General features: G+C 45.8%; 14 protein-coding genes. All 14 read left to right on the forward strand.

Going from position 1 to position 16,119, the window contains the following annotated elements; all coding sequences use genetic code 11:
- Window positions 1–25 precede the first annotated feature (25 nt).
- The 14 genes from mraZ (at window position 26) to ftsA (ending at window position 16,110) form a co-directional block, all read left to right on the forward strand.
- A complete protein-coding gene (mraZ, locus tag ICN13_RS00170; protein ID WP_087908461.1) occupies window positions 26–454 on the forward strand; it encodes a division/cell wall cluster transcriptional repressor MraZ in 429 nt (142 codons plus the stop codon).
- 12 nt (window positions 455–466) lie between these two features.
- A complete protein-coding gene (gene rsmH, locus ICN13_RS00175; protein WP_216137970.1) occupies window positions 467–1,417 on the forward strand; it encodes a 16S rRNA (cytosine(1402)-N(4))-methyltransferase RsmH in 951 nt (316 codons plus the stop codon).
- Window positions 1,414–1,680 carry a cell division protein FtsL gene (gene ftsL / locus ICN13_RS00180; protein WP_216137972.1) on the forward strand — a complete coding sequence of 89 codons (267 nt, stop codon included), beginning with the start codon at window positions 1,414–1,416 and terminating at the stop codon, window positions 1,678–1,680. Before rsmH ends, ftsL begins: the two co-directional genes overlap by 4 nt.
- Window positions 1,681–1,727: 47 nt before the next feature.
- Complete coding sequence (locus ICN13_RS00185; RefSeq protein WP_370622951.1) at window positions 1,728–3,449, forward strand: peptidoglycan D,D-transpeptidase FtsI family protein; 1,722 nt, start codon at window positions 1,728–1,730, stop codon at window positions 3,447–3,449.
- Window positions 3,450–3,451: 2 nt separating this feature from the next.
- Window positions 3,452–4,996: a UDP-N-acetylmuramoyl-L-alanyl-D-glutamate--2,6-diaminopimelate ligase gene (locus ICN13_RS00190; RefSeq protein WP_255533967.1), complete on the forward strand. Its 1,545-nt coding sequence runs from the start codon at window positions 3,452–3,454 to the stop codon at window positions 4,994–4,996.
- Window positions 4,996–6,444, forward strand: coding sequence for a UDP-N-acetylmuramoyl-tripeptide--D-alanyl-D-alanine ligase (murF, locus tag ICN13_RS00195; RefSeq protein ID WP_216137979.1), 1,449 nt, complete (start codon window positions 4,996–4,998; stop codon window positions 6,442–6,444). The genes ICN13_RS00190 and murF overlap by 1 nt, the downstream gene beginning before the upstream one ends.
- Entirely contained in the window at window positions 6,435–7,604 is a 1,170-nt protein-coding gene (gene mraY / locus ICN13_RS00200; protein WP_216137981.1) for a phospho-N-acetylmuramoyl-pentapeptide-transferase, read from the forward strand. Before murF ends, mraY begins: the two co-directional genes overlap by 10 nt.
- Before the next feature lie 13 nt (window positions 7,605–7,617).
- Complete coding sequence (gene murD, locus ICN13_RS00205) at window positions 7,618–9,240, forward strand: UDP-N-acetylmuramoyl-L-alanine--D-glutamate ligase (protein ID WP_216137983.1); 1,623 nt, start codon at window positions 7,618–7,620, stop codon at window positions 9,238–9,240.
- Between the two features lie 71 nt (window positions 9,241–9,311).
- A complete protein-coding gene (gene ftsW, locus ICN13_RS00210; protein ID WP_370622952.1) occupies window positions 9,312–10,508 on the forward strand; it encodes a putative lipid II flippase FtsW in 1,197 nt (398 codons plus the stop codon).
- A gap of 20 nt (window positions 10,509–10,528) precedes the next feature.
- The gene (gene murG, locus ICN13_RS00215) at window positions 10,529–11,578 is read left to right on the forward strand and encodes an undecaprenyldiphospho-muramoylpentapeptide beta-N-acetylglucosaminyltransferase (RefSeq protein ID WP_216139228.1); all 1,050 of its coding nucleotides are present in this window, start codon (window positions 10,529–10,531) and stop codon (window positions 11,576–11,578) included.
- Window positions 11,575–13,011: a UDP-N-acetylmuramate--L-alanine ligase gene (murC, locus tag ICN13_RS00220; RefSeq protein ID WP_216137987.1), complete on the forward strand. Its 1,437-nt coding sequence runs from the start codon at window positions 11,575–11,577 to the stop codon at window positions 13,009–13,011. The genes murG and murC overlap by 4 nt, the downstream gene beginning before the upstream one ends.
- 19 nt (window positions 13,012–13,030) lie before the next feature.
- The gene (locus ICN13_RS00225) at window positions 13,031–14,017 is read left to right on the forward strand and encodes a D-alanine--D-alanine ligase (RefSeq protein ID WP_216139229.1); all 987 of its coding nucleotides are present in this window, start codon (window positions 13,031–13,033) and stop codon (window positions 14,015–14,017) included.
- Window positions 14,014–14,871 carry a cell division protein FtsQ/DivIB gene (locus tag ICN13_RS00230; RefSeq protein WP_216137989.1) on the forward strand — a complete coding sequence of 286 codons (858 nt, stop codon included), beginning with the start codon at window positions 14,014–14,016 and terminating at the stop codon, window positions 14,869–14,871. The genes ICN13_RS00225 and ICN13_RS00230 overlap by 4 nt, the downstream gene beginning before the upstream one ends.
- A 9-nt stretch (window positions 14,872–14,880) precedes the next feature.
- Entirely contained in the window at window positions 14,881–16,110 is a 1,230-nt protein-coding gene (gene ftsA, locus ICN13_RS00235; RefSeq protein ID WP_216137991.1) for a cell division protein FtsA, read from the forward strand.
- Window positions 16,111–16,119: the final 9 nt, after the last annotated feature.

Below are 16,119 nucleotides of genomic sequence, written 5' to 3' on the forward strand. Positions count from 1 at the left end.
GAAGTGTGAAAAAGTGGGGTAAATGGTGTTTCAAGGTGCGTCAGCTCTCAATTTAGATGCAAAAGGCCGAATGTCAGTCCCGGCAAAGCATCGTGACGCCTTGTTAGTTCAAGGTGATGGCCGCCTCACGCTCACAAAACATCCAGATGGTTGTCTTTTGCTATTCCCAAGACCGGAATGGGAAAGCTTTAGAGCAAGAGTTGCTCAGCTTCCTATGGACGCACATTGGTGGCGCAGAATTTTTTTAGGTAATGCTGCAGAAATTGATTTAGATAATGCCGGTCGAATTTTGGTTAGCCCAGAATTGCGTGCAGCAGCTGGAATTGAAAAAGAAGTGATCTTGCTTGGTATGGGTAGTCACTTGGAGTTGTGGGACGCAGCTACATACGCCGCAAAAGAACAGGCTGCTATTGCACTAGGCATGCCTGAAGCACTCAAGCAATTTAATTTTTGATGACAGGGTGCTATGAAAATAACTCATCGCCCAGTGTTGCTGGCCGAGGCGGTGACGGCGCTAATCAGTGGCCCGCTCATTCAAACACAAAACGTAGCAAACAATATTTTGGTGATCGATGGAACATTTGGGCGCGGCGGTCACGCACAAGCTTTACTCAAACAGCTTCCTCAATCCGCACGCATGATTTCTTTCGACAAGGATTTGGATGCAATTGCAGTAGCGCAACAAATCAACGATCCACGCTTAACTATCGTGCACGACAGTTTTGCAAACATGGATCAGTATGCGCAAGCAGAATCAGCCGATGGAATTTTGTTGGATTTGGGAATCAGTTCGCCGCAAGTGGACGAAGCACATCGGGGCTTCTCCTTTCGTCGCGAAGGTCCGCTAGACATGCGGATGAATACAGATCAAGGAATGACAGCTGCAGAGTGGCTGCAGCAGGCGCCGCAGGAGGAAATCACGCGCGTGATTAAGACTTACGGAGAAGAGCGTTTTGCGTTTCAGATTGCTAAAGCCATTGTGGCAAAGCGAGAAGAAGGCCTGTCCCCAAAAACGACGACTCAACTCGCAAGCTTGGTTGCTAGCGTGGTGCGTACACGTGAGGCTGGTCAAGATCCTGCCACTAGAACATTCCAGGCATTGCGTATTTTTATAAATCGCGAATTAGAAGATTTAGAGCTTGGCCTAAAAGCTGCTATGAATTTACTGAAGCCGGGTGCACGACTTGCAGTGATTAGCTTTCATTCCTTGGAAGATCGCATTGTGAAGCAGTTTCTTCAGGCGCATGCAAAAGTGGATGTGCCTCGCGGCCTGCCAGTCCGTGAAAAAGATTTACCCCAAAGCGCATTAGAAATCATTGGCCGCGTTAAGCCAAGTGATGTAGAAATTTTGGAAAACCCAAGAGCCCGTTCAGCCATCATGCGTGTTGCAGAAAAGCGGATCGGAGCGCCTACATGAATCGCGCCACCTTGACCCTACTTGCTTTGTTATTAATTTGCGCTTTATCGCTGGTAGCAGCTCAACAACGTGCGCGTAAATTATTTATTGCCCAAGAGCGCGCTCAGATTGAAGAGCGTAAATTAAATCAAGAATGGTTGCGCTTGGAGTATGAGCAACGCAATCTTTCAAAGTCAGCACGTATACGTGATGTTGCACGCAATCAATTGCGGATGTCTCCAATTTCTCCTGAACGTACTTTGTACCTAAAGGAGGCTAAATGAGGCCGGTTGGTTTTTCTACTACGCCAAATTTAGTATTACGGCTGCCAATGTGGCGGTCACGCTTAATGCTATTCCTTTTGTTCTTCGTTTTCATGATGCTATTGCTACGTGCATTTTGGATTCAAGGTCCCGGGAATGCATTCTATGAAGCGAAGGGTGTGCGTGGAACTCAGCGAGAGCTAGAGTTGCCAGCAAGCCGTGGAAAAATTTTGGACCGCAATGGTCAAGTAATCGCTACCAGCCTAGAAGCGAAGTCTGTGATTGCTTATAACGACACAGTTCCAGATGACTTGGCTGCCGACAAGGTAAAAAAACTCGCTAGCCTTTTGCAAATTAGCGAATCTGAACTTAGAAAAAAACTCAAGGAAGATCGCAAGCAGATTTTCCTAAAGCGTCAGGTTGAGCCGGCAATTGCACAGCAAATTAAGCAATTAGAAATTCCGGGTATCGGTTTGAATAATGAATATCGCCGCTTCTATCCAGAAGGCGAGGCGATGGCACACGTGGTTGGCTTTACCAATGTGGAAGATCGCGGTCAAGAGGGTATGGAGCTCTCCAGACAGAAAGAGCTTGCGGGTCATCCTGGTCAAAGACGCGTAGTGGTTGATCGCTTGGGACGTGTTGTTGAGGAAATGGCAATTCTGCAGTTACCGCAAAACGGTAAAGATTTAAATCTTTCGATTGATAGCAAGATTCAGTTCTTGGCTTATAACGCTGTCAAAGACGCAGTTGAAAAACATCGTGCAAAAGCTGGTGGCGCAGTAGTTTTAGATACGCAAACTGGTGAAATTTTAGCCTTGGCAAATTACCCAAGCTATAACCCAAATGATCGTAAATTTCTCACGGGTGAGCAGCTACGTAACCGCGTATTAACAGATACCTTTGAGCCTGGCTCAACAGTGAAGCCATTAACAGTTGCAATTGCCTTAGAAAAAGGCGTCATCCAGCCTGATACCAATATGGTGATTGGCGCCAAGTATTTAGTTGGTCCAAAGCCGATTACCGATACACATCCATATGCCAACCTCACCGTTGCACAGATTATTCAGAAGTCTAGCAACATCGGTACTGCAAAAATTGCAATCAACAGCCTTTCAGCAGAAGAGATGTGGGATTTTTATACTGCGGTTGGCTTTGGGCAGTCGCCAAAAGTTGGCTTCCCAGGAGCGGTTGCTGGAACAGTGCATCCATTCAAAAAGTGGATGCCGACGGATCAAGCCCGTATTGCATTTGGTTATGGCATTTCGGCATCACTCTTTCAGGTAGCACAGGCTTACACAGTATTTGCGCGTGATGGTGAATTAGTGCCACTCACTATTGAGCGTAGCCCCAATTTCAAACCAGGCACGAGAGTGCTTTCTGCAAAGACTGCAATTGAAATGCGTAGCATGCTTGAGACTGTAACCGAGCCTGGTGGCACTGCAATCAAGGCGCAGGCTGAAGGCTTTAGAGTTGGTGGCAAGACAGGAACAGCGCATAAATTAGTTGGTAAAGGGTATGGCAACAAATATCGCGCTTACTTTGCTGGCTTAGCGCCGATCAGTGCTCCACGGATTGTGGTTGCAGTCATGATTGATGAGCCAACCGTTGGTGGTCACTACGGTGGTGAGGTTGCTGCACCAGTGTTCTCAACCATTGTGAGTGAAACACTCAATACTCTCAATGTGCTGCCTGATAACAAAGTGAAGCAAATGGTTTTGCAAGACAAGAGTCCTGAAGAGATTCGAACTGCAAATGTACAGACTCAGCATGTGGTTTTAAAACGATGAGGATGGCATTGAATATAGATCCCAATCATCTGATTGACCACTTGCACAGTCTAGCAAACAGCACTGCTAAGGTAAGTGCCGATAGTCGCCAGATTGAATCTGGTGATATCTTTTTTGCTTATCCTGTTGGTCATGGAAACGCATTAAGAGATGGCCGTCAGTTTATTCATGCTGCATTGAAGAAGGGTGCGGCAGCTGTAGTATTTGATCCTGCTGGATCTGGTTCTGAATATCTAGATCATCCACAATGTATTGCAGTTGAAAACCTTGCAGAAAAGGTTGGTGAGTTATCTGCACAATGGTATGGCTATCCAAGCAAGCAATTAAAAGTGATTGGTGTAACAGGGACCAACGGTAAAACGAGTATTACGCAGTGGTTAGCTCAAGCGCTGGATGAGACCAGCCATCGAACAGCGGTTCTAGGTACCTTGGGTACTGGCTTTCCAAACTCTTTAGTGCAAACTGGATATACCACTCCAGATGCACCGAAGTTGCAAACCCAACTGAAAGAGTTGCTCAATACTGGCGCCAAGCAAGTAGCGATGGAGGTGTCTTCGCATGCTTTGCATCAGGGCCGAGTATTAGGTACTCATCTCAACTGCGCTGTATTTACAAATCTGACGCAAGATCATTTGGACTATCACGGCAGTATGGCCGACTATGCTGAAGCTAAGGCAAAGCTATTTGAGTTAGCCGGCTTAGAGCATGCCGTTATTAATTTAGATGATGCCTTTGGTCGCGAGATCGCCATAAAGCTTTTGGCTAAAGGTGACATTCAGATTTGGGCATTCACCTTAAATCAAGATTCCCTGAGGGGATTTGAAAAATTTGGTGATCGTTTGCATCGTATTTATGCAAAAAATAGCGTACTCAATGGCGCAGGATATGACTCCCAGTTTGTATATGAGGGAGTTGGTAGCAATACCCTACATATTCCTATATTAGGTGAATTTAATTTAAGTAATGCCCTCGCTGTATGGACCGTATTACTAACTCAAGGCTTCAGTTGTGATGAGGCAAGCAAACGAGTAAGTCATTTGCGTCCCGTACTTGGCCGCATGGAATTAATTCAGGTGGGTAAGCAGCAAAAATCAGAAGGTTTATTAGTGGTAGTTGATTACGCCCATACGCCTGATGCTCTTCAGAAAACTTTACAAGCCTTGCGTCCGATTGCAGAGCAACGCAGTGGCAAAATTTGGTGTGTATTTGGGTGCGGCGGTGATCGTGATGTTGGTAAGCGGTCGCAAATGGGTGCAGTGGCTCAAAAATTTGCTGATCAAATCATTATTACTAGTGATAACCCAAGATCTGAAGAGCCATACGCAATCATGGAAATGATTCGCGCAGGTATTGAACAGAAATCTTCAGATGTTCAGATGGTTGTTGATCGTGCAGCGGCCATTATGGCTGCTGTTCGTCATGCTGCCCCTCAAGATATTGTTTTGGTGGCAGGAAAAGGTCACGAAACTACCCAAGATATTAATGGCAAGAAATTTGATTTCTCCGATCAAGAGCATATTCGTTTAGCTGCCGGAGGAATATTTTGATGTCTGTTATGACAACGCTTGCTCAAGTGCATGCCATGCTGCCTGGAAGTGCTTTGCTCAATATTTCTGCAGAAGATGCACAGTTAGCAAATATTTCCAGAATTGGAAGTGATAGTCGGCAGATTGATGCTAAAGAATTATTTGTAGCTTTGACGGGCGATCGTTTTGATGCTCACGACTTTCTATCAGACGTTGCTAAAGCAGGGGCGGCTGGAGTTTTAATTAGTAACAAAGATAAATGCCCTGCAAGTTTGCCCGCGGTTTGCGTTGCTGACACCCGTATTAGCCTGGGAGTATTTGCAAAAGCCTGGCGCGCCAATCATCCTATTCCGCTAGCTTTGGTGACTGGCAGTAATGGCAAAACTACAGTGAAAGAAATGATTGCCTCTATTTTTAGAGCTGCAGTTGGCGATGCACATACCTTAGTAACTAAAGGCAATTTAAATAATGATATTGGCCTCCCACTGACATTATTAAAGCTTCGTTCGACAGATCAACTTGCCGTAGTTGAGTTGGGAATGAATCATCCTGGTGAGACTGCGCAACTTGCCGATATTGCTCAGGCAAATATTGCCTTGATTAATAATGCGCAGCGTGAACATCAAGAGTTCATGGCGACGGTAGCAGCAGTAGCGCAGGAGCACTCTGATGCCATTAGAGCCTTACCCAAAGATGGCATAGCCGTATTTTCTGCAGATTCTGAATTTGCAAGCGTTTGGCATGAAGCTGCAGCTGGACGAAAGGTAATTGATTTTGTTTTGCAGTCTGGTCAGTCAACACTGCAAGCTGCAGTAACGGGGCGCTTATTAAATAACGGCCACGTGCAAGTGCAAACAGAGTTGGGCTCTATAGAAGTTCAGTTAAATACTTTGGGTAGCCACAATGCACGTAATGCATTGGCTGCTAGTGCTGTTGCGGTGGCAGCTGGAATTACTCTTGAAAAAATTAAGCAGGGCTTAGAGATGTTCTCCCCAGTTAATGGGCGTATGCAGGCCAAGAAAATTGACCCTAATCACACCTTAATTGATGACAGCTATAACGCTAATCCTGATTCAGTGAGAGCTGCAATCGATGCTCTCAAGCAGTCAGGCAATAAATCTTGGTTAGTTTTAGGCGATATGGGCGAAGTAGGCAATCAGGGGCCTGAGTTTCATCGTGAGGTTGGTGCCTATGCTGCTGAGCAAGGCGTTAATAAATTATTTGCGCTTGGCGAGCAATGTCAATTTGCTATTCAGGGATTCGATGATGCCCAGAAAAATGGATTGCCCACTGCTAGCGCAAAACATTTCTCTGAAATGGATAGTTTGATTGAGCAGTTAAGAGATGCATTGCATGCCCAGTCAACTGGTAGCAATGAGCATTTAAATATTTTGGTTAAGGGTTCACGTTTTATGCGCATGGAGCGTGTAGTGCAGGCCTTGTTAGAGGAGGCTAAAACATGCTCTTAATTTTGGCGCAATGGTTGCAAGATGATTTTGGATTCTTCCGAGTCTTTAACTACATCACCTTTAGAGCTGTTATGGCAACGGTAACAGCCTTGTTAATTGGTTTGGCTGCAGGTCCATGGGTTATTCGTAAATTAACTGATTTGAAAATGGGTCAAGCCGTTCGTACTGATGGACCACAAACCCATTTAGTTAAATCTGGCACTCCGACAATGGGTGGAGTGTTGATTTTGATCGGTATTTTTGTGTCCTGCATGTTATGGGCAGACTTAAGTAATCGCTTTATTTGGATTGTGATGATCGTGACATTTGGTTTCGGTGCGATTGGCTGGGTAGATGACTATCGCAAGGTAGCTAGAAAAGATCCCAAGGGAATGGCCTCAAGAGAAAAATTCTTTTGGCAAACCCTGATTGGTTTATTTGCGGCGATCTATTTAGCATTCTCAGTTTCTGAGGTTAATAACCTCAAGGTGCTCCAGCTCTTCTACGAATGGCTCAAGAGCGGTTTGGCTTTAGACCTGCCAGCAAAAACGAACTTGTTATTGCCCTTTATTAAAGAGGTGAGTTATCCGCTGGGTATGATGGGCTTCATCATCTTGAGCTATTTGGTGATTGTTGGCAGCAGTAATGCAGTGAACTTAACTGATGGGCTCGACGGCCTGGTAATCATGCCCGTTATTTTGGTAGGAGCAGCGTTAGGTGCGTTTGCCTACGTGATGGGTAATGCCATCTATGCCAAATACCTGTTGTTTCCCTATATTCCAGGTGCTGGTGAGTTATTGATCTTTTGTGGCGCCATGGGCGGAGCAGGTTTAGCTTTCCTTTGGTACAACGCGCATCCAGCGCAAGTATTCATGGGCGATGTTGGCGCGCTTGCTTTGGGCGGCGCGCTTGGAACGATTGCGGTGATTGTGCGTCAAGAGATAGTGCTCTTTGTGATGGGTGGAATTTTTGTTGCAGAAACTATCTCTGTAATGTTGCAGGTATTTTGGTTCAAGTTAACCAAGAAATATTTTGGTGAGGGGCGTCGTATTTTCCGCATGGCCCCACTGCACCATCATTTTGAATTAGGTGGTTGGAAAGAGACGCAAGTGGTTGTGCGTTTCTGGATCATCACCATCCTATTGGTATTGATTGGCTTATCTAGCCTGAAATTACGGTGAGCCAAAAGTAAATATGTTGAATCTAGAAAATACCTTTGCTAATCCTGCTTTCATAGCCGATGCAGGCTATCAAGCTCCCCACCGCTTTTTGATTATGGGTCTAGGAGAGTCTGGCGTTGCTATGGCTAAGTGGTGCCTACGTAATGGTGCCGCTGTTCGTTTAGTAGATACACGCGATCAATCTCAATTTTCTGAGCGTCAGAATGCTTGGCTGGCTGAATTAAAGATTGATGGATTGAAAGACATTCAGTTTGGGCCATTCAACGATGAGTTATTGGTTGATATCGATGTGATTGGCATTAGTCCTGGCCTATCTCCATTTCTGGAGCCTACTCAATCATTTTTGGCTAAGGCTAGAAAAGCCAGAATTGATGTTTGGAGCGAGATCGAGTTTTTTGCACGCGCAATTGCTTCATTAGGTCGTATGGCTCAGACCGCTGCATCAAGTTATGAGGCGGCAGTATTGGCGATCACCGGGACCAATGGAAAAACTACTACTACCGCATTAACTGGCCAACTCTGTGAGCGCGCTGGGAAAAAAGTTGCTGTAGCTGGAAACATTAGCCCTGCTGCATTAGACAAGTTGATGAGCTGCCTTAATGAGGCCGACCAAATTGAAGATATGCCAGATATTTGGGTGCTTGAATTATCCAGTTTCCAATTGGTTTATACGTATACCCTCAATGCAACTGCTGCCACTGTGCTGAATATCACCCAAGACCATTTAGATTGGCATGGCGATATGCAGGCGTATGCAGATGCGAAAGCAAAGATATTTGGCGTAGACACAATTTGCATTCTGAATTGTGACGACTCTTTGGTGATGGGTTTGCTCTCTGATGAGCAAAAAGCAGAAAAGTCGATTGTGACTTTTGGTTCGAATAAGCCGGATGAGCAAGGCGCCTTCGGTATTGAGCATGATTTGCGTGCTGGCGGAATTGATTGGCTTGTATGGGCGGAGGTAGATGAAGATCTTGAGCCAAAGCCCAAGCGTCGTCGTAAATCAACTGCAATTGAAGAGGATGAGCCGCTGCGATTGAAGCGCTTAATTCCAGCTGATGCTCTCAGAATACGTGGTCGCCATAATGCATTGAATGCATTAGCTGCGCTGGCATTAGCAAGAGCGGCTGGCTTGCCAATGAATGTTCTTCTGCATGGCTTGCGTGATTATCACGGTGAGCCTCATCGTGTTCAGAGCATCGCAGTTGTGAATGACGTTGAGTATATCGATGACAGTAAAGGTACCAATGTTGGTGCAACAGTAGCGGCCCTAAATGGCCTTGGAAGCAATGAATCTGGCAAGAGAATTTGGTTAATTGCTGGAGGTGATGGCAAAGGGCAAGACTTTGGCCCATTACGCGAGCCAGCCTTACGTTTTGTTAAGGGCGTTTTCTTGATTGGTAAAGATGGTGCTGCCATTGGTGAGGCTATTGGCAAAGATGTTCCTTGCACGATGAGCGGTAGCTTGGTGGACGCTGTTAAGACAGCTGCACAACAAGCCCAGTCTGGCGATTTGGTCTTGCTTTCCCCAGCTTGCGCAAGCTTTGATCAGTTTAAAGATTATGTTGCGCGTGCCCAAGTATTTGTTGAAGAAGTTGAAGAATTAGGAATGCGTTTCGAAGGAGTTCAGGCGTGAATCTAAAAGATAAATTTTTTCCTGATAATCGTTTAAGTCTAGATCGCTTCTGGAATTTTTCTAGAGGTGGGATTGATAACTTCCGAACTGGCTTAAGAGATGCTGTCTCAGGAGTTGAGCAAACTCGCTCGCGCATGATGGAATACGATCAGTTGCTCGTATGGGCAGTTCTTTCCCTGATGTTGATTGGTTTGGTAATGGTGTATTCGGCATCGATTACTTTGGCAGATGGCCCTAAGTACGCTAATTACAGCAGCAACTTTTTCTTAATTCGCCACATGATTTCATTGGTAATTGCAATTGGGGTTGGTATTTGGGTCTTTAAGATTCCGACCAAGATGTGGGATCGCTATTCACCCTTGATTTTCGGGTTTACCGTTTTACTCTTGATTGCAGTACTTATTCCTGGCGTTGGTAAGGGCGTCAATGGAGCTAAGCGTTGGATTCCACTGGGTCTAATGAACTTTCAGCCATCCGAGTTAATGAAATTTGCCGCCGTCATTTTTGCTGCAAGCTATACAGTTCAACGTCAAGAGTATCTGCACTCATTTGTTAAAGGTATGTTGCCCATGGGGATTGCGGTCGCCTTGGTTGGAGGTCTGTTAATGGCTGAGCCTGATATGGGTGCATTTGTAGTGGTCTCCTTAATTGCATTTGGCATTTTGTTCTTAGGTGGTATTAATGCCAAGTTGTTTGGTGGTTTGATTGCTGTTGGCTTAATGAGTGGAGCAGCAATGATTGCTCTTTCACCATTCCGTCGTGGCCGCATGCTCGCCTTTATGGATCCATGGCAAGTTGATAACGCTGCAAATAAAGGTTATCAATTAACACACTCCTTGATGGCCTTTGGCCGTGGTGAGTGGTTTGGCACTGGACTTGGCGGCAGCGTAGAGAAATTACATTACCTGCCTGAAGCCCATACCGATTTCATCATGGCAGTGATTGGTGAAGAGCTTGGTTTTGTTGGTGTAGTTGTGATGATCTTTTTGTTTTATTGGATCGTAAGACGCGCTTTCTTAATTGGCCGTACAGCGTTGCAATTGGATCGTAGCTTTGCTGGTCTTGCAGCTAAGGGCGTGGCAATTTGGATTGGCTGGCAAGCCTTTATCAATATGGGTGTGAATCTGGGTTTATTACCAACTAAAGGTTTGACATTGCCATTGGTGAGCTACGGTGGATCCGGAATTTTGATGAATGCAGTAGCGGTTGCGATGCTACTTCGCATTGATTATGAGAATCGTATTTTGATGCGCGGGGGGAAGCTGTGACAAGACCCTCAATTTTGGTGATGGCTGGCGGTACTGGCGGGCATATTTTCCCAGGCCTTGCTGTCGCTGAATATCTGCGGATTTGTGGTTGGAATGTGTCATGGTTAGGTAACCAAAATGGCATGGAATATCGCTTAGTGAAATCTTGCGATTTTCCATTTGAGGTTGTTGAGTTTGGCGGGTTGCGTGGCAAAGGCCTCAAGGCTAAATTGCTGTTGCCATTTAATTTAATGCGCGCTTGCATTCAAAGTTGGAAGATTATGCGTCGCATAAAACCCTCTGTGGTCTTAGGGATGGGCGGCTATATTTCCTTCCCGGGTGGTTTGGTAACTAAGTTATTAAGCCGCCCCTTAGTACTGCACGAATCAAATTCTGTAGCAGGTAGTGCAAATCGTGCGCTTGCCAAAATTGCTATGCGCACATTGACTGGTTTTCCAAACGCGATGATAAATGCTGAGTGGGTTGGCAATCCTATTCGCGAAGAGTTTGATCATATTTCTGCGCCAGCATTGCGCTATGAACAGCGCCAAGGACCTTTATCTATATTAATCGTAGGCGGTAGTTTAGGTGCAGCCGCTTTGAATGAAAATATTCCCGCAGCTTTGGCACTGCTCTCTAGGGACATGCGTCCCAAGGTAATTCATCAAGCGGGCGATAAGCATCTGGCCGATCTGCAAAAGCGCTATCAGGAGTACGATGTTGAAGCCGATATTCGCCCATTTATTGACGATATGCCTGCTGCATATGCGCAGGCAGATCTTGTGATTTGCCGTGCTGGCGCTATGACAGTTTCAGAATTAGCTGCTTGTGGCGTTGCTTCTTGTTTAATTCCTTTCCCATATGCAATTGATGATCATCAAACAGCTAATGCAAAATTTTTGTCTAATGCAGATGCTGCAATCTTATTGCCTCAGCAAGATCTAAATCCGCAAGATTTGGCATTAATGATTCAAAGCTTTAATCGTGCGGACTTAAAGCAAATGGCTTTGCGTGCGCATGCTTTGGCTAAACCACATGCAACCCAGCGAGTAGCTGAGGTTTGCGCTGATTGTGCGGGGGTAGGCGTATGAAGCATATCGTTCAGCAAATCCATTTCATTGGTATTGGCGGTGCTGGTATGAGCGGCATAGCTGAAGTTTTATTGAATTTGGGTTATCAGGTATCCGGGTCTGATTTGGCTGAAGGTCCTGTAACGAAGCGCCTAAAAGAGTTGGGCGCAGTCATTCATATTGGCCATGATCCTAAAAATATTGGTACTGCAGAAGCAGTAGTTATTTCTACAGCAGTAGCTGGAAATAATCCCGAAGTACTCGCAGCACGCGCTGCAAAGATTCCTGTGATTCAGCGAGCAGTCATGTTGGGTGAGTTGATGCGTCTAAAACAAGGTATCGCTATTGCTGGTACGCATGGCAAGACCACTACAACCAGTTTAGTTGCATCAGTTCTTGCTGAAGGCGGCTTGGATCCTACTTTTGTGATTGGCGGAAAACTGAATTCCGCTGGCGCTAATGCACGTTTGGGTCGCGGCGATTTTATTGTCGTTGAAGCCGATGAATCTGATGCTTCATTCTTGCAGCTTTTCCCAGCAATGGAAGTAGTTACCAATATTGATGCTGATCATATGGATACCTATCAGCATGATATGGCGAGATTGAAGCAAGCCTTTGTACAGTTTATTCAGCGTATGCCGTTTTATGGTGTAGCAGTGTTATGTATTGATGACGCTAATGTGCGCGACATCATCCCATTTGTATCTCAGCCCGTCTTGCGTTATGGACTCTCGGAAGATGCAGATATTAGAGCTAGCAATGTGCGTGCTGATGGAACGCGTATGCACTTTACAGTGGATCGTCGCACCGTTCGCAGGCATGGTAATAAACCTGGTCCTCTCAATGTGACACTGAACTTGCCTGGCTTGCACAATGTACGGAATGCTTTAGCTGCCATTGGTATTGCTACAGAGCTAGGTGTTGGCGATGAGGCTATTACCAAAGCACTCTCTGAATTTAGTGGTGTTGGTCGTCGCTTCCAGCGTTATGGTGAGATTCCCCTTGCCTCTGGCGGCAGCTTTACATTGATTGATGATTATGGACATCATCCAGTTGAGATGGCGGCCACTTTGGCTGCAGCACGTGGCGCCTTCCCAGATCGTCGTTTAGTGCTGGCATTCCAGCCGCATCGCTTTACAAGAACACGAGATTGTTTTGGAGAGTTTGTGCAAGTACTCCGAAACTTTGATGCTTTAGTGTTAACTGAAGTGTATCCAGCCGGTGAGGCAAAGATTCCGGGTGCAGACGGTAAGAGCTTGATGAAGGCAGCGCTTGCAGAAGAGAAGAGTGTAAACCGCTCCTTAAATTCTGCCGCAGCGATCTTTGCAGTAAATATTACAGAGATGCCAGAAAAGTTATCTCAAGTATTAAAAGACGGTGATGTCTTAATTACGATGGGTGCGGGATCAATCTCCGCGCTGCCACATACCTTGGCGGAGGCAAAGAGTGTCTAAGTTAGATGCAAACCTCGGCATGTGGGGTGATCGTGTGAAGTCTCAGCTATCTAAGTTAGATATGAAATCGCTTGGTCGGGTTGGTGTTCTATTGGGCGGGCGCTCTGGTGAGCGAGAAATATCTCTGATGTCGGGTAATGGTGTTTTAGAGGCCCTGCTCTCTAAAGGGGTAGATGCACATGCTTTTGACCCTGGCTTACGTTGCCCAACAGAGCTAGCAAAAGAAAAATTTGATCGCGTATTTATTTCCCTACATGGTCGTTACGGTGAAGATGGAACGATTCAAGGCTTATTAGATTTACTTGAATTGCCGTATACCGGCAGTGGTGTTTTGGCTTCTGCTTTAGCAATCGACAAGATTGTTACTAAGCAAGTTTGGATTAGTAATAGCCTAGCAACCCCAGAGTTTGAAGAGCTAACTGCAAATAGCGACTGGAACTTGGTCGTCAAGCATCTAGGTCTTCCTCTGATTGTTAAGCCGGCACATGAAGGCTCTTCGCTTGGTTTAACTAAGGTGAAATCTGTAGATGAATTGCCGGCAGCCTATAAGCTTGCTGCGGGATTAGATAAAAAAGTCATTGCTGAGACTTGCATTATTGGGGATGAACTCACTTGTCCATTAGTTGGTCAGGGCGATACTGCAGAGGCATTGCCTGTGATCAAAATTATTCCGCCACAGGCTAATTACGACTTCCATAACAAGTATTTCTCAGATGAGACTCAATACTTATGCCCAACCGGACTTGCTGATGAGGTTAACGAGCGCGTTCAAGAATTGGCTCTGGCTGCATACAAGGCCTTAGGTTGCCGCACATGGGGCCGTGCCGATGTCATGCTTGATCACAAAACAGGCAAACCCTACTTATTGGAAATGAATACCTCGCCAGGTATGACTTCTCACTCTTTGGTACCGATGGCGGCTAAGGCTGCCGGTGTTAGCTATGCGGATTTGGTGTTGTGGTTGCTAAGTCAAACTTTGCAATCAAAAGAGGGTGCGGCGATATGAACACGCTCTTAGACCGCTTCGGAGATATTTTCTCCGTCATCATGTCTCCACTTTGGAATCATCCAGAGCGGATGCAAAGGCTTAGCCGTTTCTTGATGCGGTGTTTTGCTGTGATGTTGGTGGTTGGGATTTTGGTTTGGTTAAGTCAGAGACCGGTTTTTACTTTAAGACAAATTCAGGTTGAACCCGTTGCTGGTCAAACACTCAAACACATTAATAAATCACTTGTGAAGCGTCAGGTAATGGAGACCGTGCAAGGTAACTTCTTCAGTGTCCGTTTAGAAGATGTGAAGCGTGGCTTTGAAAGTATGCCCTGGGTGCGCCACGCTAATGTTCGTCGCGTTTGGCCAAATGGCTTGATAGTGAGCATTGAAGAGCAAAAAGCTTTTGCGACTTGGGACGGTGAGAGTAGCAATACCTTAATGAACACCCATGGTGAGCTATTTACTGGTCGCGTTTCAGAGCTGCCTGATGAAAAGCGCTTGTTAGATTTCTCTGGTCCAGATGATGCTGGAAAAGAAGTTATGAGTCTTTATGAAAAAGCTAATAACTGGTTTAAACCCTGGAATGCTGAAGTAGTGAGCTTGGCATTAACTGAGCGCTATGCCTGGCACGTCAAGCTGTCCAATGGTATGAAAGTCGAATTTGGACGAGACGAAGAGAGCTCTGACAAAAACTTAACGGAAGAACGGGTTGCACGTTTATTTAAGTATTGGCCTCAGGTACAAGAGAAATGGGCGAATCGAGTTGATGCAGTAGATCTACGCTATGCAAATGGTTTCGCAGTGCATCTTGCATCTGGAAGCGCAAAAAAGAATGATGTAGACGGCAAAAAAAGTGAGCTGAAGCAATGAGGAATGGCAATGAGTAAAGATAATCGCGACCTATTGGTAGGTTTAGACATTGGGACTTCTAAGGTAGTTGCCTTAGTAGCAGAGCTTGCGCCTGACGGCCAATTCAATGTGGTTGGCGTTGGTCAAACAGCCTCAAAGGGATTAAAGAAGGGCGTTGTAGTCAATATTGAAGCAACTGTTCAGTCGATTCAGAAGGCCTTAGAAGAGGCTGAGGTGATGGCTGACCGCCAGATTGTTCAAGTATTTACTGGTATTGCTGGAAATCACATTGTGAGCTTTAACTCGAGCGGCATGGTTGCAATACGAGACAAAGAGGTGGGTGCAGGTGATGTTGAGCGCGTATTGGAAACTGCTAAAGCAATCAATATTCCAACCGATCAACAAATTTTGCACATCTTGGTTCAGGAATTCATCATTGATGGCCAAGAAGATGTCCGCGAGCCCATTGGCATGAGTGGCTTACGTTTAGAAGTGAAGGTTCATATTGTTACTGGCGCTGTTAGTGCTGCGCAAAATATTGTGAAGTGCGTACGTCGTTGTGGTTTAGAGGTGAATGACCTCATTTTGCAACCTTTGGCATCGAGCTTAGCCGTCCTTACTGATGATGAAAAAGAGCTGGGCGTTGTTTTGGTTGATATTGGTGGCGGCACTACTGATATCGCCATTTATTGCCAAGGATCAATTCGTCATACCGCTGTAATTCCAATTGCTGGTGACCAAATTACTAACGATATTGCAATGGCCTTACGCACGCCCACTCTGGATGCAGAAGATTTAAAAATTGCGCATGGAATTGCTCGTCAAGATATGGCTGATTCAGCGGCCATGATTGATGTGCCTGGTGTTGGGGATCGTGAGCCGCGTCCAATGTCTAAGCAAGCCCTTGCCGCAGTGATTGAGCCGCGCGTTGAAGAGCTGTTTACTTTAGTGAGAGGGGTAGTGCGTGATTCTGGGTATGAGGACATGGTTTCTTCAGGAATTGTGCTCACTGGCGGTACTTCACTAATGCCGGGCATGGTTGAGTTGGCCGAGCAAGTCTTTTTGAGGCCGGCTCGAATTGGTACACCCGAATATCGCGGGCACTTACATGAAGTATTGCGTAGCCCTAGATATGCCACCAGCATTGGTTTGTTGATGGAGGGACAGGCACAGTTATTGCGTGGCCGTCGTGTTTCTCAATCAGGCGCGCTTCAGGGAATTGTGTCGCGCATGAAGGAATGGTTTGCAGGAAATTTTTAAGTTGTTTTT

Source organism: Polynucleobacter sp. MWH-Berg-3C6 (assembly GCF_018881855.1).
Classification (GTDB): Bacteria; Pseudomonadota; Gammaproteobacteria; order Burkholderiales; family Burkholderiaceae; genus Polynucleobacter.